Annotated in this window: 15 protein-coding genes; 8 read left to right on the top strand and 7 right to left on the bottom strand. The window is 51.3% G+C overall.

Going from position 1 to position 18,974, the window contains the following annotated elements; all coding sequences use genetic code 11:
* Nucleotides 1–45: 45 nt before the first annotated feature.
* On the top strand, nucleotides 46–984 hold the full coding sequence (locus tag ABFZ84_RS11325; protein ID WP_369314125.1) for an isopenicillin N synthase family dioxygenase: 939 nt from the start codon (nucleotides 46–48) through the stop codon (nucleotides 982–984).
* Nucleotides 985–987: 3 nt separating this feature from the next.
* On the opposite strand, the gene ABFZ84_RS11320 is transcribed toward ABFZ84_RS11325, so the two are convergent.
* Nucleotides 988–3,588, bottom strand: coding sequence for a zinc-dependent metalloprotease (locus ABFZ84_RS11320; protein WP_369314124.1), 2,601 nt, complete (start codon nucleotides 3,586–3,588; stop codon nucleotides 988–990).
* A 157-nt stretch (nucleotides 3,589–3,745) separates the two neighbouring features.
* On the opposite strand from ABFZ84_RS11320, the gene ABFZ84_RS11315 reads away from it, so the two are divergent.
* The 4 genes from ABFZ84_RS11315 (at nucleotide 3,746) to ABFZ84_RS11300 (ending at nucleotide 7,427) form a co-directional block, all read left to right on the top strand.
* A complete protein-coding gene (locus ABFZ84_RS11315) occupies nucleotides 3,746–4,591 on the top strand; it encodes an AAA family ATPase (protein ID WP_369314123.1) in 846 nt (281 codons plus the stop codon).
* A gap of 2 nt (nucleotides 4,592–4,593) precedes the next feature.
* The gene (locus ABFZ84_RS11310; RefSeq protein ID WP_369314122.1) at nucleotides 4,594–5,451 is read left to right on the top strand and encodes an alpha/beta fold hydrolase; all 858 of its coding nucleotides are present in this window, start codon (nucleotides 4,594–4,596) and stop codon (nucleotides 5,449–5,451) included.
* Between the two features lie 73 nt (nucleotides 5,452–5,524).
* Nucleotides 5,525–6,484: an SDH family Clp fold serine proteinase gene (locus ABFZ84_RS11305; protein WP_369314121.1), complete on the top strand. Its 960-nt coding sequence runs from the start codon at nucleotides 5,525–5,527 to the stop codon at nucleotides 6,482–6,484.
* A gap of 31 nt (nucleotides 6,485–6,515) precedes the next feature.
* Complete coding sequence (locus ABFZ84_RS11300) at nucleotides 6,516–7,427, top strand: hypothetical protein (protein ID WP_369314120.1); 912 nt, start codon at nucleotides 6,516–6,518, stop codon at nucleotides 7,425–7,427.
* A 28-nt stretch (nucleotides 7,428–7,455) separates the two neighbouring features.
* Here the strand turns inward: ABFZ84_RS11300 and ABFZ84_RS11295 are convergent, their stop codons facing one another.
* Complete coding sequence (locus ABFZ84_RS11295; protein ID WP_369314119.1) at nucleotides 7,456–8,295, bottom strand: hypothetical protein; 840 nt, start codon at nucleotides 8,293–8,295, stop codon at nucleotides 7,456–7,458.
* Nucleotides 8,296–8,374: 79 nt separating this feature from the next.
* Between ABFZ84_RS11295 and ABFZ84_RS11290 the strand changes: the two genes are divergently transcribed.
* Entirely contained in the window at nucleotides 8,375–9,034 is a 660-nt protein-coding gene (locus tag ABFZ84_RS11290; RefSeq protein ID WP_369314118.1) for a Fe2+-dependent dioxygenase, read from the top strand.
* A gap of 40 nt (nucleotides 9,035–9,074) precedes the next feature.
* Here the strand turns inward: ABFZ84_RS11290 and ABFZ84_RS11285 are convergent, their stop codons facing one another.
* The gene (locus ABFZ84_RS11285; RefSeq protein WP_369314117.1) at nucleotides 9,075–9,926 is read right to left on the bottom strand and encodes a hypothetical protein; all 852 of its coding nucleotides are present in this window, start codon (nucleotides 9,924–9,926) and stop codon (nucleotides 9,075–9,077) included.
* 95 nt (nucleotides 9,927–10,021) lie between these two features.
* Complete coding sequence (locus ABFZ84_RS11280) at nucleotides 10,022–10,732, bottom strand: histidine phosphatase family protein (protein ID WP_369314116.1); 711 nt, start codon at nucleotides 10,730–10,732, stop codon at nucleotides 10,022–10,024.
* Nucleotides 10,733–10,952: 220 nt separating this feature from the next.
* On the opposite strand from ABFZ84_RS11280, the gene ABFZ84_RS11275 reads away from it, so the two are divergent.
* Both ABFZ84_RS11275 and ABFZ84_RS11270 read left to right on the top strand, forming a co-directional pair.
* Nucleotides 10,953–12,725: a D-alanyl-D-alanine carboxypeptidase family protein gene (locus ABFZ84_RS11275; protein ID WP_369314578.1), complete on the top strand. Its 1,773-nt coding sequence runs from the start codon at nucleotides 10,953–10,955 to the stop codon at nucleotides 12,723–12,725.
* A gap of 43 nt (nucleotides 12,726–12,768) precedes the next feature.
* Complete coding sequence (locus tag ABFZ84_RS11270) at nucleotides 12,769–14,109, top strand: GGDEF domain-containing protein (protein ID WP_369314115.1); 1,341 nt, start codon at nucleotides 12,769–12,771, stop codon at nucleotides 14,107–14,109.
* Here ABFZ84_RS11270 and mfd read toward each other — a convergent pair whose 3' ends face one another.
* The 3 genes from mfd to ABFZ84_RS11255 all read right to left on the bottom strand — a co-directional run bounded on the left by mfd (nucleotide 14,110) and on the right by ABFZ84_RS11255 (nucleotide 18,969).
* Nucleotides 14,110–17,610: a transcription-repair coupling factor gene (mfd, locus tag ABFZ84_RS11265; protein WP_369314577.1), complete on the bottom strand. Its 3,501-nt coding sequence runs from the start codon at nucleotides 17,608–17,610 to the stop codon at nucleotides 14,110–14,112.
* Between the two features lie 145 nt (nucleotides 17,611–17,755).
* On the bottom strand, nucleotides 17,756–18,025 hold the full coding sequence (locus tag ABFZ84_RS11260; protein ID WP_369314114.1) for an FAD assembly factor SdhE: 270 nt from the start codon (nucleotides 18,023–18,025) through the stop codon (nucleotides 17,756–17,758).
* Between the two features lie 8 nt (nucleotides 18,026–18,033).
* Nucleotides 18,034–18,969 (bottom strand): alpha/beta fold hydrolase, encoded by a 936-nt coding sequence (locus tag ABFZ84_RS11255; RefSeq protein ID WP_369314112.1) that lies wholly within the window; start codon nucleotides 18,967–18,969, stop codon nucleotides 18,034–18,036.
* Nucleotides 18,970–18,974 lie beyond the last annotated feature (5 nt).

The raw sequence follows: 18,974 nt of genomic DNA, 5'->3' as shown, positions 1-18,974 counted from the left end.
ATTAAACCCCTCCTCCCCGCAGGAAGTCACGCTAAAGAGCCGATTATGAAATATACCCGCGTTCCCGAACTTAGCCTTAAAGCCTATACCGATGGCGACGCTACCGACCGGCGGGCATTTGAAGCGGCGCTTTATGATGGGTTTAAATATTTCGGATTTATCATCTTAAAAGACCACAAGGTTGGCCACGACCTTTTACGTCGCGCGTATAACAAAAGCGCCGAATATTTTGCTTTACCTGAAGATGATAAAATGCCGTTTTTCCGGGCTGACGGCCAACGCGGATACACCCCATTTGGGCGCGAACACGCCAAAGATTCAAAATACCCCGACCTCAAAGAGTTCTGGCATGTTGGCCGAGAGTTTCCCGAAGGGTCACCATTGGGCGAAATTTATCCATCAAATGTCTGGCCCGACAAACCAGAAAGTTTTCGCGATACCTTCCTTGAGCTTTATGACGCCCTTGAGGAAGCGGGCATGGTCATGCTCGAAGCGCTAGCGCCATCACTTGATGTGCCGCGCGATTTTTTCCGGAACATGGCTACCGATGGTAATTCAATTTTGCGGCTTTTGCATTATCCGCCAGTACCCGAAGGCATAAACCCAAATGCTATCAGAGCGGCAGCACATGAAGACATCAACCTAATCACAATTTTGGTCGCCGCTAACGGTGGTGGACTTGAACTGCTTGATCGCGAAGGGAACTGGCTGCCAGTTGAGACGGACCCTGATAATTTGATCGTTGACGCAGGCGATATGCTGGCGCGGGTTTGTAATGACAAAATTCCCGCAACGACACACCGTGTTGTGAACCCACAGGACGGCAAGAATGAGTCGCGTTATTCAATGCCATTTTTTATGCACCCACATTCCAAAGCAATGTTGTCGTGCATCGAAAGCTGTAAGGGTGACGGCGCTAAGTATGAAGACATCACTGCAGATGCCTTTCTCAAACAACGCCTTCGTGAAATTGGCTTAGCCTAGCCCTCAATCGCAATGCCAACATGTCTCCATAAACCCGCCACCGATAGGGCTGCCGGGCGGCGTATCTGGTGATGTGACGACCGGCATACGCGCTGGTGCGGGACGTTCAAAATGGCGATCAATATTCGCCATCAACCATTCGCGATGGGCACGCTCGGTTGTCTGCCCTTCGAGTAATCCTGGCGAAATTCGAGTGCGCAAACCTTTAAGATACAGATCAATGATTGCCTGAACGTCAGGTGTTGCGACCTGCCCACCCCCTGACGACAGCCCCACTGCGGCCGCTTGCGCTTCACCAACCGCAGCATTTCCGCCACTCATGTTAATCAGTGTCGATACAAATCGCGTCTGAACGCGGTGAGCGATCGCTCGGTTCCTTGATGATTGTTGTTCCGCAAAAATCGTGCGCTCCAAGGATTGCAATACCTCTAATAGACCAAGGCGTGATTGATCACGGCTTTTGAAATCAACTAAACGCGCGGCACGATCGGGATGAAGAACCGCAGCTAGGCTTAACGTTGCCGCGCTGTCCGCTGCTGCCAACAAATCAAACACTGGCCCTGTATTACCTTCAAACGCCTCGGTAATGTTGTTTGATCCAAAGCCACCGAGTGAAGGTGAAATCAGATTGACGGTTTCATCCGAAAGCGAGAGAGCCGCAGGGTCCACAGTTTCGGCAATGGCTGCCAGTGCAGCACGCTGAACATCATCAGGCACGGGGTTTGCCGGATTCAATTCATCGCCATTTTCTTTATAGGTGAAATCATACCCGCCAACGAGTTTCGCGGCCGCTGCAATTTGATAACGATGATATAGATAGATCGGAACGATCACAGCCTGCAACGCTGCCATCGGACGGCCTTTTTTGATTGCGCCTTCACCAAAGTTATCTAAAGCAACCCGCCGGACGGCCATCGTATCCCGCAAGGCTTTTACTGCGTCGCCGCCATTATCCCAGACGCTACCATAGGGGTTGGCCGTTGCGACGCTACGCCCTTCGCTGTCTCCAACGAAACGTAATCCGCTCGCATAAGTCTCATCAATGATTTTATTCACCTCACGTTGCTGGTCTGTACCTTCCGGGAACTGTGTATAAAGCCACTTCGCCGCAGCCTTGTCCCAATCTCCGATGCCCACATCATAGGCATTAGAAAGGTCTAAACTGCCCGCCCCATCCACTGTTACAAATGGTGCCGGATAGTCCATCACCGATGCCCGATCGTTTGTGGACGCCGCAAAATTATGCGCAAACCCGAGTGAGTGTCCGACCTCATGCGCTGATAATTGTCGGATCCGTTTTAGGGCAATGTTGACCGGATCATTTTCGCCGCCCGCCCCTGAATTCGCAGCACCCGCAAGACCTTCGAAAATCATACGGTCTTGACGAACACGTTGACTGCCCAAGATGACACTTCCCTTGATCATTTCTCCGGTGCGCGGATCTGCAATCCCGCCACCATATGACCAGCCACGCGTCTGTCGATGTGTCCAAGAAATGACGTTATAGCGCGCATCGCGCGGATGTGCGCCCTGTGGCAACGGTTCAACCCGGAATGCATCTTCAAAGCCCGCCGCTTCAAATGCATCTGCCCACCAAGACGCACCCTCGATCAGGGCATCACGAATTTCAGGTGGCGCGCCAGAATCTACATAGAACACAATTGGGTTTTTCGCGGGACTTTTTTCAGCATTCGGATCTTCTTTTTCGAGGCGATAGCGCCGCGCATAGGTCTTGATAATTTGCTCATCTAACGGTGCAGAAAAATCATAATGCGGAACATCAATTGCGCCGGATCGCGGGTCAAATTCGCGAGGCTCATATCCGGCATCAGGCAATCGGACCAATGAATGGTGTACGACCAACGTCACCGCGCGGCCATCAGCAGCCGTAGCTCGAACTTCGCGCCCTGGTTTATCACTAACCAACGTCATGAAGCTGTCAAATTCGACATTGTCCGGAAAAGCCAAAATATTTTTTGTATCAGGAAAAGTTCGATCTTTTGCGATGGAGAACGATCCGCCTTGGGGATGCGACTTTAGTGCCGCCTGCACCCCTAAACCATCGCGCGTCAAGAAGCTTGATATATCAACGAGCAGCTCACCCGCTGGCCCTGTTTCGGTTACCTCACCTGCCCAGATGAATGACCGGGCAAATGATTCCCTCACGGCTTTTCGCTCCAGTGGATTTTCTGAACTCGCGCGGTATTTCCAATTTTCCTGCTCGGCGATCAATTTTGATCCGGCTCGTCTAAAAGCGATCACGGCCCCATTTTCAAATAGACCACGATCAAGCCCAACGGGGTTTGAGCCTAACCCCGACGTTAGGCCGGACGCATAAATCGCCCGAAGAGAGACACCATCGTCATCGCTGGCCGGGAATTGCGCGAACACCTGTCCTTCTTTTTCATCAACAAAAAGCGTCAGGAACCCGTCTTTGCGTTCCAATTTTTTAACCGCATCGGGAGTCCATTGGTCAGCGGTTTTTTCCGGTGATGATTTCTCAGCTGGCTCTATTGTCGCCGCTTGGGATACTTCATCGCTCTCTTTCGGCCCACATGCCACGAGAAGCGTCGCGACAGATAGAAGGATCAAAAACCGACACATTATCTTATATCTCCCAGCTAAGAATTTTGCCCAAGCTGCCGGATTTCTTCGCAAAAATCAAAATACTTCTTGGCGGTGCGACTGCCATCAACAATTGCGTCACACGGTCTGGGCCTATATTTGGTCGATACGTCAGATAGATGAGAGAGTTTTAAAAGTGAAGTTTACCGGTACCAAGAATTATATCGCCACCGAAGACCTCAAAGTCGCAGTGAACGCTGCCGTAACCCTAGAGCGCCCCTTGTTGATTAAGGGTGAGCCGGGAACGGGAAAAACTGTTCTTGCTGTGGAAGTCGCGAAAGCATTGGGCGTGCCGCTTTTGGAATGGCACATCAAATCAACGACCAAGGCGCATCAGGGTCTCTACGAATATGATGCAGTCGCGCGGCTTCGAGACGGTCAGCTGGGCGAAGAGCGTGCACGGGACGTAAAGAACTACATCAAGCGCGGAAAATTGTGGGAAGCCTTTACCGCTGATGAGCGCCCGGTTTTGCTTATCGATGAAATCGACAAAGCGGACATCGAATTTCCAAATGACCTTTTACAAGAACTCGACCGCATGGAATTCTATGTTTACGAGACCAATGAAACAATCACTGCAAAACAACGTCCGATTGTCATCATTACCTCGAACAATGAAAAAGAACTTCCCGACGCATTTTTACGCCGTTGCTTTTTCCATTACATCAAGTTTCCCGATGCTGACACGATGGCAGAAATTGTTGATGTCCACTTCCCCGGTATCAAAAAGCGCCTCGTCGCCGACGCGATGAAAGTGTTCTATGAAATGCGCGAAGTCCCGGGCCTAAAGAAAAAACCGTCCACGTCAGAATTGCTCGATTGGCTAAAACTGTTGATGGCCGAAGACCTGCCCGAAGATATTTTGCGCGACCGTGACACAAGAAAAGCCATCCCGCCACTTCATGGTGCGCTTTTGAAAAACGAACAGGACGTTCATCTGTTTGAACGTCTTGCGTTTCTTGCGCGGCGCGAAGGCGCATAGTTTTGAGAGAGGTCACGCATAAAATCGATGCGAATGGCCTCTCCCACTTTGTCCGCGATAGCGGCGATGATGATGCGCCTGTCGCCATACTTCTTCATGGGTTCCCGGACTCGTCGGCCGTCTGGGGTAAAGTAACGCCGCTTTTAGTTGCTGCCGGATTCCGGGTGATCGCTCCAGACCTTCGCGGATTTGGCCATACCGACATGGCACATAAAGTCTCCGACTATGACATCGCGACGGGTTCCGTCCCCGACATATTGGCTTTAATGGACGCCCTCGAAATTTCAAACGCCCATATTGTCGGTCATGACTTTGGCGCACCGGTCGCATGGACATTGGCTGCTCAACACCCCACCCGATACAAAACACTCACCGCTATTTCTGTTGGCCATATGCGCGCTTTTCTTGATGCGGGTGCCGAACAAAAGTGGCGGAGCCTATATATGGTCTTTCATCAACTCCTCGGTTTGTGCGAAGCTGCGTATCGTTTCAATAACTGGGCATTACTGCGCAAGCATTGGTCGGCACACGGAGATATCAACGAGGCTATAGACTTGTTAGGGCGGCCTGGCCGATTAACGGCTGGACTAAATTGGTATCGCGCTAATGCATCGCTCAAACGAATGATATTCACGCCTCCCGTTGGTAGTTTAGGTGAAGAAATCGTATCAATCCCAACCCTTGGAATTTGGAGCGCTGGTGAGAAATATCTCACTGAACAACAAATGATCGCATCCGCAAAATATGTTGATGCGCCATGGCGCTACGAAAAAATTGAAAACGCCAGTCATTGGATTTCCTACGATGCCCCAGAGGCGCTCGCGCAAATAATGATGCAGCACTGGCGATTACACGCTTAGGTAAAGCCCCCTTCCCACACCTTCAAAAAGGCCCTAAAGTTTTAAGGCTGTTTGCGTGGAGGGGTCCCGGGGCATGGAAGCTTTTTTTGGCGCGCTGCCTATATTGTTGATTTTGTTGTTTATTTTGTCCCGTAATTGGAGCAATCAGCAACGCCATACCGAGCTTGTAGCGAAGTTCACAAAAATCCAAAAAAAGCGAAAAAGTCGCGTCATTGCGATTGTCCATCGCCAAGAACCGATGGGGATGCTCGGCATTCCCATGTTGCGTTACATCGATTTGAACGACGCCGAAGATGTCTTGGATGCAATTCGAAAAACGCCACCCAACAAACCATTGGAATTCATTTTACATACGCCGGGCGGTTTAGTCTTACCTGCGGTGCAGATTGCCCGCGCAATTAAGGCCCATCCGGGCAAGAAGACTGTGTTTGTTCCGCATTATGCGATGTCGGGCGGAACGCTTATCGCACTCGCGGCCGATGAAATTGTGTTGAGTGAGCATGCTGTGCTCGGCCCCATTGATCCACAAATCGGCGGTTTGCCGGCGGCATCTGTAGTTCGGGTCGCCGCAGAGAAACCAATTCAGAATACGGATGATTACACATTGGTACTGGCCGATGTCGGAGCCATGGCAATAAACCAATTAGAAAAAATTGCGCGTGAACTGCTAACAGGTACAGTTTCCGAAAATGCTGCGGTCAGCATTTCACAACAGCTTTCATCAGGGCGCTGGACCCACGATTACCCCATTGCTTATGGCGAAGCAAAAGAGATCGGACTTAACGTTTCGCGCGACATGCCAAAAGAAATCATGGAGATGATGGCCCTCTTCCCTGACAGCCTGAAGCGAAACAAAAGCGTTAAATATATCGAAGACGAACCAAACGCCGCAATCGAAGGGCCAAACCGTGTCACGCTTACGGGCTTACAGCCACAGCCGGGCGCGCGCAGTTTCAGTTATGGCCCGTGGAATCCAAAAGAGCTTAAATCAAAACCCGAAGAGAAGCGTTCTCCTTTTTGGCGTCGCGACTAGAAATTTCATTCGAAACCTCAAAGGATTATCCATGAAACGGATTAAAGTCGCCGCTGTTATCGGCCTGCTTGCATGCGCGGCATGTGCGAGCGCGCCTGTGAGTAATACCGAGCAATTAACAAGCGACCCGGCCTATACAGACGCGATTTCCAACCTTTCGAGAATTGAAATCACAGAACGTTTCAACATCGCATCATATAAATCTGAACTTGACGGTACCGCGATCAAGATTGGCTGGACACCGTCAGCGCACGAAAGTCAATTTGAACAATCAGCCGTGCCGGAAAAACGAACAGGTAAACAGATCGACAATAATAACGATCAGTCTATCGGTGAAGTATTTGAAATTCAAAATAGCATGTCACCGCCCGGATGGCGCGTGGAACCAAACGCCATGCTGCACTTAGAAAGCGGCCTACGTTGTCCGAATGACATCAATATAGTTTCTCAAGACTTGAAATATGATCTTTCGAAAATCTTCCATTTTGACGACACCAAGCGCAATGTCGCCTGCCTTTACACCGCGAATGTCACTGGCACGAGCTTCTCGATCTATGCCAGCCATTGGCCGGATATAACTCAAGAAGAACATGCCTATGGTGCGGTTTCGGCAATTTTTGAGGCATACGAAGTCATTGAAGAAATGACCGTTCAAGTCGCAACCGTTAAACGTGAAGATGATGCCACGGGTTCAAACGAAATCCTTGATGATCTAGAAATTCCGCATGCAATCGGGTTCAAGATTAACAATCAAAATGCCGAGCAAGTTAAAACCGCTCTATGGGTCGTAAAAATATTTGATTGGCACGTTAAGGTGCGTGCGACCTATGAGCTTGAGGATCAAGTTTCAGAATTGATTGCAGCGCTATATTTTGCGACATCGCATTTAGATGTTCGAGCGAAAAACCTGAAATATCCAACGGTGCCAGGCGTGGATGTTTAAAATCCCCACCTGACACAGCGTTTTTTTATTATAGCCCGCGACCAGCAATCTCGATCCGCGCGGCTGCGCCATAAAGCGTTGATGCTGAACCTTCGGTTTTTTCGACTGTGAGGCTTTCAAACGAGGATAACGCCAAGTCAATTTGCTCTTGGGCCAGATTAACAGCTTCGGTTGCGTTGATATCCGTCGTCCGAACACCAGAAAGAATCTCGCGCGAAGCAATCAAAAATCCGTATGCATCTTGATATTCATGAGCATTCGAAATCATGCCGTCGTCTTCAACGCCTATATCAAATTCGTCAGCCGCAGTTCTTACAATTTCAGAAACAGCCAAAAGAATATTGCTAACACTTGTATCCGGCGTATGTGCATTTAGCCCGCGCACGACCGCAGCATACGGCTCTTCAACATCAGCGCCCGCATTGGAGGCGTCCACAAGATTCGAAAGCTCATCAGCTAACCCAGGTTTTTTACGCGCGCTAAATGCTGGTGCCAAAGAAGTATAAAGCTCGCTCTTGGGGTGTTTTACGTGCATCAGCGCCATTTCGATGGCTCCTGAATTATAAAGCTCGTGAAACGCAATCAAATGACCGCGGGTCAAACCAAGCAGATGGAGATAGGCCACATCATCTGTCGCTGGATCAGCGGAAACTGAACCACCTTCACTTTCTCCGCCGGCGCTTTCACCAACGTCACTAACAGCGATGTCCCCGCCTTCTGTTTCGCCTTCGCCGGCCGCCGCAGGCATATCATGACCCTGCTCGCCATCAACTTCACCTTCGCCCTCGCCGCCACAACCCGCAAGGGTTAGCGCGCTAACTGCCGCCAACGTTGAAAGCCCTGTCATTAATTTTAGACGTCTTGTCATCTTGCCACTCCAAATTCTTCGCGTGCATGGTATAGAAACGCTACCTAGATGCAAATGATTATTAATAGGAATTGGACTAATGTTGCATATCGACAGCGTTTTAAGCGCAGATGACTGCCGCGCGATGCGCGAAGCCCTCTCTAATTCCGATACGTGGCGAGATGGACGTGAAACCGCCAAAGGGCATGCCCGCGCGGTAAAGCATAACTTACAGGGTGATTCGTCGACCGCGACCGTCCGGGGCATCATCGCAAAAATCGAAATCGCCCTGAAAAACAATGCCGTTTTTGAAGCGGCCGCAGTGCCCGAAAAAATCGCTCGGCTTTCGCTCAATCAATATGGCCCCGGTATGTCTTACGGCGATCATGTTGATGCAGCATATATTCACGGTTCGCGCACCGACCTTTCCTTCACGCTTTTTCTTAGCGATCCAGACGCGTACGAAGGGGGGGATTTGGTGATCGACAATGCCGGTCATGAAGATGTCATCAAAGGACCTGCCGGCAGCGTCGTCCTTTATCCGTCAACCGCAGTACATCGGGTCGAAGAAGTAAAAAACGGTACCCGCCTCGCCTGCATCGGCTGGGTCAAAAGTCGCATCCGGTCGGTGGAGCAAAGAAATATGCTGTTTGAATTGGAAATGGCACTGGCGGATTTACGTGCAGTAAAAACGCCCGCGCCGGTTTATAATAGATTGCTGAACTTACGGAATAACCTGTTCCGACATTTCGGCGATTAGGAAAGCGCCAGCCCGAAAGCCAACGCTTTCATTCTTGATCTTAGAACCAATAGCTTTTTCGAAGTCGCTGAACAAAGAGCGGTGTCGAAGATGGCTGCATATCAATCGTCCAATCCGCTACGTTCCGTGTTGTCGCTTCATAGGATTCAAGTTCAATCGAATAACCTGCGGCTTCGACCCGAACCCAAAGTCGGCCGGATTCCGACCGTGCCGGAACACCGCAATGAATTACGATACTATTCCCACGCTTACGGACTGTTGCCCCGGATGTGCGAAACAAATTCCATGTTTCTTTAGTGTCTTCATTATGCAGACGGCCGCGCAAAGTTCCCTGGCGGATCATCGTATCGATATCTGCTGGTAAACCGTTTGGAAAGTTCACAGTAAGGTGGACATCATATTTCGCTGCCCCGCGACGATCCTGAATCTGCGTGATGGTCGCTTGCGAATAGCTCGCCTTATAGATACGACCGCCGTTTGACGCTTCGCGGCTGACGGATGCCGGCTCAAGCCCCGGCAGATCGTCATTGATGCCCTGCAATCCGCCTGCGAGATTGGACGGAATAGCCGTCATCAAAACGGCTAATAAGCCAAATCCTTGGGCAAATGCGCCCTGTCTTGTGATCGGCTGAAAATAAAATACTGAACCTGCACCCACAGCCGTTAGACCAACAACGACCATCCACAACGGAATGGAGCCGAAACCAAACGCGCTGCCTAATTGCACAATCCATTGATTGATTGTGTAGAGCGCTGATGCTTCACCGGATTGTTGAAAGTCTGTGACAAGCGCAGCGATAATCCCCGCAGAGCCGGACAATGCCAGCCCCATAATATCAGCAAACTTATAATCCCCCGGCGATTTTACGCCCTGCTTTACTCCATACGGCATCAAAGTTCTCCCTCACGATATCCCCTTCCGAGAGTTAACCACAAAATTACGAAAGGTTTAAGGCAATTTGTGAAAGAGCGTTGGTGAAGTTTCGATCAAATTTCCGAGGTTGGTCGGGCTGGTCGCAATCCGCCGAAATCAACACCGAAAAGATGTTCGATGCTCGTTCGAGAAAGCTCATTCTTTACAAAGTCATAGGCCGTAACGTTCAGCGCCTTGATAGACATCCGTTCGATTTGAAGGCCGTCACCATTTTCGGTTGGCGTGACATCGACATCGAGCAAATTTATACAAGCGAGATCCTGCTCAAAAGCACTGATCGTCGCTAGACCGCCGCCACAGGCCCACCCTAGCGCAATCCGGTTAACACCCTCATGGGCCACAATAAGCGCCGTTTTCCAATCCCGCTTCAAAACCAGGTCTTCAAATGCAGCGGTGATCCGCTTTTCCGCGTCAGCGAATGTTTCACCGTCCGGCAAGAACGAAGCGTCCTTTGCCTCTGCATTGTCGAAACCATAGGCCAATCGTGCCGCCAGTTCATCGCGAGATTTCGCACGAATCCAACCGCTTTTGACTTCCTCTAGCCCTTCATGAGCAATCAAGTCAGGCGCGGCCTCAAACCCCGACAAAACAATCTCAGCCGTTTGTTTTGTGCGCGGTAATCCAGAATAAACCGCGATATCAAAATGCGCATGTTTAAGGGCATCGCGTGCTGCCGTGGCTTGGCGGCGGCCTTCATCTGTCAGATCCACCATGCGCGGATCAGTCAAATCCGGGTCGAAATAATCTACGTGACCGTGTCGCATCAAATAAATGCGTCTTCTGCCGGCACCCTTCATTGAACATCCTTGCGATAAATGATTGCTGTTCCTTGCGGCATAGCGAAAACTCTCCGCAAGGGCCAGCCTGAGGTGCGGTTGCAAGAGAGTTTGGGGAAATTCACGCCAAAGGCTCGCCAGTTGGCCGAACGAGTGATAAAGTTACTTATCTGTGAGGTTTGGGGAACTTAAGGGGACGATAGTGGCGATGGGGTTTCGTTCGCCTGTTTATCTAGCTGGTGCATTTTTACTGCTGGCGATTGGCTTTTCCATCTACTTCAACGTTGCTGTCCGGGTGGACGCCAGCGCGGCTAAATTTCGTTTTGAATCCTTGATGAGCAATGGGGCGGAGGCTCGTGCAGCGAAACATGGCATTCGCGCACTGACCCTGTTGCGTAAAGAAGGTAACACGCTCGAAGAACTTGCGCCCTTTATGCTCGACGTTGCGGATGCGCAAACCGCGCGTCGCCGATACGAACATGCGGCGTCTCTCTACCGTGAAGCCTTAGGCACCAAAAGTGCTAAGGCGCTAACAGCACGCGAACGTTTGGGGTATGAAGACAAACTCGCGCGCGCCGCATTATGGTCAGATGACATTGAGACATCTGTAGCGATTTACGCTTCGTTTCTTGAGCTTGCGGGCGATGATGCTGCGCGTGGCGGCGGCGATGATAATGCAAAGGCAATCAGCGCTCTTTATGCCGAAACCGTTGGTTCCGCTGCGGATCTATTTACGGCGGCGCTCAATCACGCCCATCCATACCAACCGACCTCCGGCAATCGCGAAACACAACTCGCCGCCGCAAATAACATGGCATCGTTAGGTGCGTTTTTCGCAATGCGCGACGACGGAGAATACGCATCGGCCGGGCTTCTTTCGTCGGCTTTTTTTATTCGCTCAAAACTCCAAGGCATAGAACATCAGGATACGGTACAACTCACGCTCATGCTGGGTCCGGTTTATGCGAAAATGGGCCGGCTTGATGATGCGGAGAAATTATACCTCAAAGCTTTTCATGCGCAGGAGCAAATCAAGGGTGCGAACAGCCCTGATCTTAGTCTCTATATACGTTTGCTTAGTGGCATATACGAACAACAAGGCCGCCTGACTGAGGCCCAAGCCCTTCAAGAACATATGCGCAACCTATTTCGCGACGCTTTCGGTGCCCAGCGGTATGCCATTAATCGCGAACGTGATCGCCGCGAAGACATGAACCGGCCCGTTTCTCAAAACTTTCTTCTTGATGCGGAGTATGCCCCGACCGATTTGATTTCGGCATCGGAGTATTCTGTACCAACAGCTAAGTCTCCAAATATTGACGAGATGAAATTACGACTGGCCGCGGACCCTGATGCAGACCCACGCGAGGCTAATTTGCCAGTGCGTCTGGCACAGCTTATCTCGCTATGCCGTTCGGAATCTGGTGAGCGTTTATCTCTGCGTTCCGGTTATCGTTCCTATAACACCCAACATGGTCTTTATCAGCGCATTGGTTCGTTGGGGACAGTAACCCCACCGGGTATGTCCGAACATCAAACCGGACTCGCCGCTGATATAAATGTAAGCGGTCGTTTTATGCGCCAAAGCGATCGCAGCTATCAGTGTTTTGAGGAAAATGCCTATCGCTTTGGGTTTATCCTCTCCTACCCGCCCGCCAATGACTATCTTCCCGGCGAAGACAGTTATGAACCATGGCATTGGCGCTATGTTGGCGTAAGCACCGCACAGCTCTACCGCGAGGCTGGCCCCCATCATAAACCACAAGAATTTCTCGCTGCCCTTCCTTGCTACCAAGAACGTGCCGCCAATGGTGTTTTCCCCAATGTCGGGGAAGAAGATATTTGTCTTTCGAAAAAGCCAACAATAACGGCGTTGGCGACCGAAAATGACGCTGCACAACCGGGCGCTGAATTGTCCGTAGAGGATGACAAGTCGGCCCGTATCTTGAATAAACTCCCGGCAGCGCAATCGCCGCGCTGAAGTTTGTAAGTGTGGCCATCAGCGCCACAAGCCGGATGGGTACATGCAAGACGAAATCAGCGCATTTTCAATAGCGCGCATTGCGTATGTTGGGGGCAACGACGAAGCATTCGGAGCGTTAACCACAGCTTTCGCGGACGCAGGCTATTCGCTTGTTTCACATGAAGACGCTTTGAAAGCCGACATTGGATTAATCGACCTTCGCGGGAAACAACTTTCCAGCAAAAAGGCGCAAGCCGTTGCGGGACAGTTGCGAAAATCCTCGCCAGATTCGTCAATCCTCATATTGATCGATCCCTATATCGACGCGACCGCGCGCAAAGCGTTGCGCCGACATGGTGAATTAGTCGCCATGTTGACAAAGCCTGAGGGCCTGATCGAACGATGCAGACAGGTTTTACGCCTTAGAAATGTCGCCGAGGAAACCGGCGAACGGTTAAAATCACTCGCAACGATCAGTCGTCTAAACGAATTTCCGCCCATTGCTGCACCAGCCACACCATTAAAAATTTTAATCGCCGGCGAGGCAGGACCAACAGCCCTTGCCGCCATTAACGCGCTGAACCCAATTTCCGAACAATGCGTATGCGTCTTTTCTGCGGGTCAAGCATTGCGCGCTGTTGAAAATACAAAATTCGATTGCGCAATTTTTCTGCCTACTCGCGATAATGACCCGCTCATGAGCCTTGCTCGGGCACTACGGCGTCACCCTAAACATGCCAGTATGCCCATTATATTTCCGCTCGCCGATCCCGATGATATGGCGAACTTCGCACCACGCGGCGCATCCGACTTCATTCTTACCGATCATGTGGCCACCGACCTCGCGGCGAAAGTTCAGCTATCGGCACGGCGTACGCGACTATTAAAAACGATGCGCCGGTTTTTGGGCGCTTGTGTTGGCGATGGTGTTCGCGATGCTGGCTCTGGCGCATTTACCGCAAACTTCCTTGCAGAACATGGCGCACGAATTTGCGCGCGGGCCGATCAGACTGATCACCATTTGTCGATGATTGTCTTGAAATTGGAAAGCACCGCTCGGGACAATGGCGAACCCGAACCCGGAAGACGCGCCCTTCACCAAGCGGCGCGGTTGATCAATCGCGTAACTCGCGCGGAAGATTTGGTCGCCCGCATTTCGACGGACACATTTCTAGTGATGGCCCCTGCAACAACCGAAGCTGACGCGACAAAAGCAGCATTGCGCATTCAAGGCGTTATAGAAAACACTGTATTCCGCAGCAGCGACGATGAATTACTTTACGGTATCGAAGTTGACATCGCGGCGTGTACCCGACCCGTGGGATTGTGCATCGAAGAAACCGTTGCTTTTGCACTGACTGTTTTGCGCGACTATTCCGATGGAACCATAGCAGCGAAATAGTCAGGCTTTTTCGGCAATCTCGGCGATCATACCCGCAATTTTGCGTGCCCCGCGCAGGCGGGACTTGTCGTCAGCCCACTGTTGACGGAATACAAATTTCTGATCTGGCCGCAATTTCACATCTAACGGTGATGTCGAGACGAACTCGATCAAGCCACCGACATTCGCAAATTGATCGTTGCGGAAACTGATAAGCGCGCCTTTTGGACCCGCGTCGATTTTCGCGATTCCGGCCCGGCGACAAATACCTTTGATTGCTACGATTTCCAGCAACTGCTCGACCTCGCGCGGTAATGACCCAAAGCGATCAACCAACTCCGCCGCGAAACTGTCAATCTCGCCTTGCTCTGTCATATCGCCAAGACGCCGATATAGCGCCATCCGAACATCTAGGTCTGTTACATAGGTCTCGGGAATCAAGACAGAAGTACCAAGATTAATCTGTGGTGACCACGCCTCTTCGCCAACCGAACCGCCCTCGCGTAGTTCTGCCACGGCTTCTTCGAGCATATGTTGATATAGCTCTACGCCTACCTCTTTGACATGGCCCGATTGCTCTTCGCCCAAAAGGTTTCCTGCGCCGCGAATATCAAGATCGTGACTCGCGAGGGTAAAGCCTGCACCAAGCGTATCAAGCGATTGCATAACTTTTAGGCGGCGCTCAGCAGCCGGCGTTAGTTTTCCGCGCGCAGGTGTCGTTATATAGGCATAAGCCCGTTGTTTAGACCGCCCGACCCGACCACGAAGCTGATACAGCTGACCAAGGCCAAACATATCAGCGCGATGAATTAAGATCGTATTCGCCGTCGGAATATCAAGACCGGATTCAATGATCGTAGTTGACACCAGAACATCGAATTTTCCTTCGTAAAAGGCGGTCATGATATCTTCTAATTCGCCCGCGCCCATTTGTCCGTGTGCGACTTTATATTTAAGCTCCGGTAGCTGGCTGTTCAAAAACTCTGTGACATCATCAAGATCTTTGATCCGAGGTGCCACATAGAAACTCTGTCCACCACGGTAATGTTCGCGTAACAATGTCTCACGCGCAACGACCTGATCAAACGGACCAACGGTTGTTCGCACTGCCAAGCGATCCACTGGCGGCGTTGCGATCAGGGAAAGGTCGCGAATACCGCTCATGGCGAGTTGCAATGTTCGCGGAATAGGTGTCGCAGACAGTGTCAAAACATGTGTATCCGCGCGGAATTCTTTCAGGCGTTCTTTATGTTTTACGCCAAAGTGCTGTTCTTCATCGACAATCACCAACCCGACATCGCGGAACTTGATCGTTTTTTGTAACAGCGCATGCGTGCCAATGATGATATCGACACGCCCATCGGTAATCCCTTCTTTCGCCGCTTTGGCATCCGCAGAAGAAACCATGCGCGAAAGCTGGGCGACATTGACCGGAAAACCTTTGAACCGTTCAGCAAAATTGCGGTAATGCTGCCGCGCCAAAAGCGTTGTCGGCGCGATCACTGCGACCTGGCGACCTGTCATGGCCATCACAAACGCCGCGCGTAATGCAACTTCGGTTTTCCCAAAGCCAACATCCCCGCAGACCAACCGGTCCATTGGCTGACCTTTGGCGAAATCTTCGATCACATCAGCGATCGCATTTTCCTGGTCTTCGGTTTCCGAATATGGGAACCGCGCGCAAAATTCGTCATAACTGCCAGTAATTGGCGTGACCACTTCCGCATGGCGCATGGTTCGTTTCGCTGCAATCGCAATCAATTGCTCTGCCAGCATTTTGATGCGTTCACGCATCTTCGCTTTGCGGCCCTGCCAAGCAACCCCGCCAAGCTTGTCGAGCTGTACGCCCGCATCATCAGACCCAAACCGCGACAAGAGATCGATATTCTCAACCGGCAGGAATAATTTACCGCTGGCATATTCAAGATGAAGGCAATCATGGGGCGCGCCCTGCACCTCTAAGGTTTTAAGCCCTTGATACCGACCGATACCATGCTCAACATGGACAACCAGATCGCCAAGATTGAGGCTCGACGCTTCGGAGAGGAAATTTTCCGCACGTTTTTTACGGCCGCGGCGCACCAGCCGATCACCTAGAATATCCTGCTCTGAGATAAACGCCGCATCAGGCGTTTCAAAACCGGTTTCAAGTCCTAAAACTGCCGTCATGAAAGACGTTTTCGCCGCGTTCACGTCATTCCAATTATCCGCATGGGGCATATCGGTCGCGCTTTTCACCGCACCATGGTCGCTCAGCACCGTGCGCATTCGATCGGCTGAACCTTCAGACCAGCAAGAAATAATCACTTTCTTTCTGTCATCGGTCAGTGATTTCGCGTGATTACTGACCGCATCAAAAACATTGATGGTTTCGGCGGCGCGCTCGGCGGCGAAACTGCGCCCTACTTTTGCGCCGAAATTATAACCGCGTGTATTCTCAGGTGGTGCAAATGGCGATAATGGTCGCAAATTGACGTTAAACATCCACCCTTTCCAATCAGCATCGGAAAGATAAAGGGCAGCTGGCTTTAGTGGACGATAGGCAGGTGCAGCGAAATCACTATTGCGCGGTTTCGCCGTGTTGGCGTCTTCGGCGCGGGCTTCAAAATGGTCGTTCACTGACGCAAGGCGTTCATCGATCGCTTCCTCAGCGAGATGATCAATGAACACCAGCGCATCGCCGATGAAATCGAAAAGCGTATCCATACGCTCATAAAAAAGCGGCAACCAATGTTCGGCCCCTGCATGGTTTCGTCCGGCGCTGATGGCCTCATAAAGCGGATCATCCCCCGCTGGACCAAAAGTCGCCACATAGCCTTTGCGAAAGCGAGAAATCGTCTCGTCTGACAAAAGAATCTCACTTGCCGCCGCAAGCGAGAACCCCGAAAGCTGACGGGTCGTTCGTTGTGTTTCAGCGTCAAAAGCGCGAACGCTCTCAAGGCTGTCACCAAAGAAATCAAGACGTACTGGCTCCTCGGCACCGGGCGGGAAAATATCCACCAACCCTCCGCGTACCGCGTATTCGCCCGGCTCGCGCACGGTTGACGACCGCGCATAGCCATTGCTGCTAAGATATAAGGTCAAATTGTCGAGCGGCATCACCGCACCCGGTGCCAGCGATAACGCAGCGTTTTCGATTATTTCTTTTGGCGGCGTTCTCTGAACGGCCGCATTCACTGAGGCAACGACGATAAATGCGCCTTCACCTCTGGTCGAGATCGCAGCAAGGCTCGCCATACGACGTGATGCCACCGTCGGAGATGGAGACACACGATCATATGGCAAACAGTCCCATGCAGGATATTCGATGACGGGAATGTCCGGCGCAAAAAATTTGAGACTTTGCACCATCGCCGCCGCGCGAGAACCGTCGCGCGCAATATGTAGAACCAGGTTTTTACTGCCCCGCGCGGCCTCTGCGATCACGAGAGCATCCGCACCTTCGGGCGCGCCGAATACGTCTAGACGACCTTCTGTCCGCCAAGCGGCCTCCGTATTCACGAGCGCCACACCGGAAGTCATTGTTTTTGCTGGCTCAGCCATAGTTAGACGCACCTAGATCACAACACAAAATGCGCGGCCGCCAGAATTGACGGTCGCGTCGAGCGGCAACATTTAGGGATTACCGTGCGACAGCGCAACTAAATGGAGCGCGCCCTAACGGTGTTTATTTAAACGGAGAGATATCAAATTGCCGAAGCTGATCGAGCACAGATCCCTGAAGCTCTGGCGGAGCAGCAACGTCATCAGTCGCCCACGCATAAAGCGCGCGGTCATTTTGTTCTAAAAGCGCTTCGAATTGATCAAGTTCATCTACGCTCATCGTCGGGATTTTTGCTTTTGCGAAACCGCCGATCAGCAAATCAGCTTCTTTAAAACCGCGATAGGTCGCGATGTATAAAAGTCGTTTGCGGCGAATATCTATTTGTTCTGTCATGGTCTAATTCAACGTTCGGAAATTGCATTTATAATAGTGATTATCTTGGCTGTTTCCGCATGGTGTAGCGCATGACCGGTATTTGGCAACACGGTCAATTGCGCCCCCGGAATATCATTTGCTAATTGCTTCGAATGTAGCTCTGGGCTGACGGTCGTATCAGCATCGCCAGTGACGATGGCAACCGGCAGGTCAATTTCACTATAACGGGCCTGTTGGGCGATGATTTGTTGTTTAAGGTTGGCAATGTCTGCGGCATTAGCCTTGAAATCAGATGCACGAAACAATAGCGGTAACGCGGATCGTTCGAAATAATCTGGCGGGGCTTTATTGGGCGCAAAGGACGCTTCAATTCCTTCCTTCGCCGATAGCTGACCATATGCAGGGATCACCAATCGCCGCAACGCTAGCCCCAAAATTGGCCACTGCGACACGCTATTGTACCATGCAATACCGCCTGGCCATTCATGGCTAACTGCGGCTAACAGAACTAGTCCCTGCATTTCATCTTGATACTGAAGGGCGTAAGAAAGCGCGACCGCGCCGCCAAAACTCTGCCCTACGACGACAGGTTTCTTCAGCGCTAAATCATCCACAACAGCTTTGATTGATGCCGCTTGGGTCGCCAGCGCATAACCATCATCTGGCCGCGATGAATACCCCCTGCCCGGACGGTCGATCATAACGACGCGCCGGGTTTTGGCTAATTCGTCGCCCAGCGCTATTTTCATGTCACGCAAATTAACGCTAGCGCCGTGGATCAACACCAATGGCGGCAACCCGCTATCGCGCGGGCCCATATCGACAACATGCATTCGTGCAGGGCCGGTTTCAACAAACTCACCAATGGGCGGGAATTTTTTCTCAGCGTTCCAAGTGGCGCAGCCCGACGCGCCCAACAAAACCAACAACAATGTAAATACAACGAGGAGGCTCACGCGCATGAATT

This window comes from Hyphococcus lacteus (assembly GCF_041058985.1).
GTDB lineage: Bacteria > Pseudomonadota > Alphaproteobacteria > Caulobacterales > Parvularculaceae > Hyphococcus > Hyphococcus lacteus.
Note: the sequence above shows the minus strand (reverse complement) of the source record. Positions and strands in the feature narration are given on the sequence as shown.

Bases quoted from the DNA above. Each gene is read 5' to 3' on its own strand.
- ABFZ84_RS11255 (WP_369314112.1), bottom strand. From the start codon at position 18,969: ATGCGCGTGAGCCTCCTCGTTGTATTTACATTGTTGTTGGTTTTGTTG.
- ABFZ84_RS11280 (WP_369314116.1), bottom strand. From the start codon at position 10,732: ATGCGACACGGTCACGTAGATTATTTCGACCCGGATTTGACTGATCCG.
- ABFZ84_RS11295 (WP_369314119.1), bottom strand. From the start codon at position 8,295: ATGACAAGACGTCTAAAATTAATGACAGGGCTTTCAACGTTGGCGGCA.
- mfd (WP_369314577.1), bottom strand. From the start codon at position 17,610: ATGACTTCCGGTGTGGCGCTCGTGAATACGGAGGCCGCTTGGCGGACA.
- ABFZ84_RS11260 (WP_369314114.1), bottom strand. From the start codon at position 18,025: ATGACAGAACAAATAGATATTCGCCGCAAACGACTTTTATACATCGCG.
- ABFZ84_RS11285 (WP_369314117.1), bottom strand. From the start codon at position 9,926: ATGCCGTATGGAGTAAAGCAGGGCGTAAAATCGCCGGGGGATTATAAG.
- ABFZ84_RS11300 (WP_369314120.1), top strand. From the start codon at position 6,516: ATGAAACGGATTAAAGTCGCCGCTGTTATCGGCCTGCTTGCATGCGCG.
- ABFZ84_RS11275 (WP_369314578.1), top strand. From the start codon at position 10,953: ATGGGGTTTCGTTCGCCTGTTTATCTAGCTGGTGCATTTTTACTGCTG.
- ABFZ84_RS11320 (WP_369314124.1), bottom strand. From the start codon at position 3,588: ATGTGTCGGTTTTTGATCCTTCTATCTGTCGCGACGCTTCTCGTGGCA.
- ABFZ84_RS11305 (WP_369314121.1), top strand. From the start codon at position 5,525: ATGGAAGCTTTTTTTGGCGCGCTGCCTATATTGTTGATTTTGTTGTTT.
- ABFZ84_RS11325 (WP_369314125.1), top strand. From the start codon at position 46: ATGAAATATACCCGCGTTCCCGAACTTAGCCTTAAAGCCTATACCGAT.
- ABFZ84_RS11270 (WP_369314115.1), top strand. From the start codon at position 12,769: ATGCAAGACGAAATCAGCGCATTTTCAATAGCGCGCATTGCGTATGTT.
- ABFZ84_RS11290 (WP_369314118.1), top strand. From the start codon at position 8,375: ATGTTGCATATCGACAGCGTTTTAAGCGCAGATGACTGCCGCGCGATG.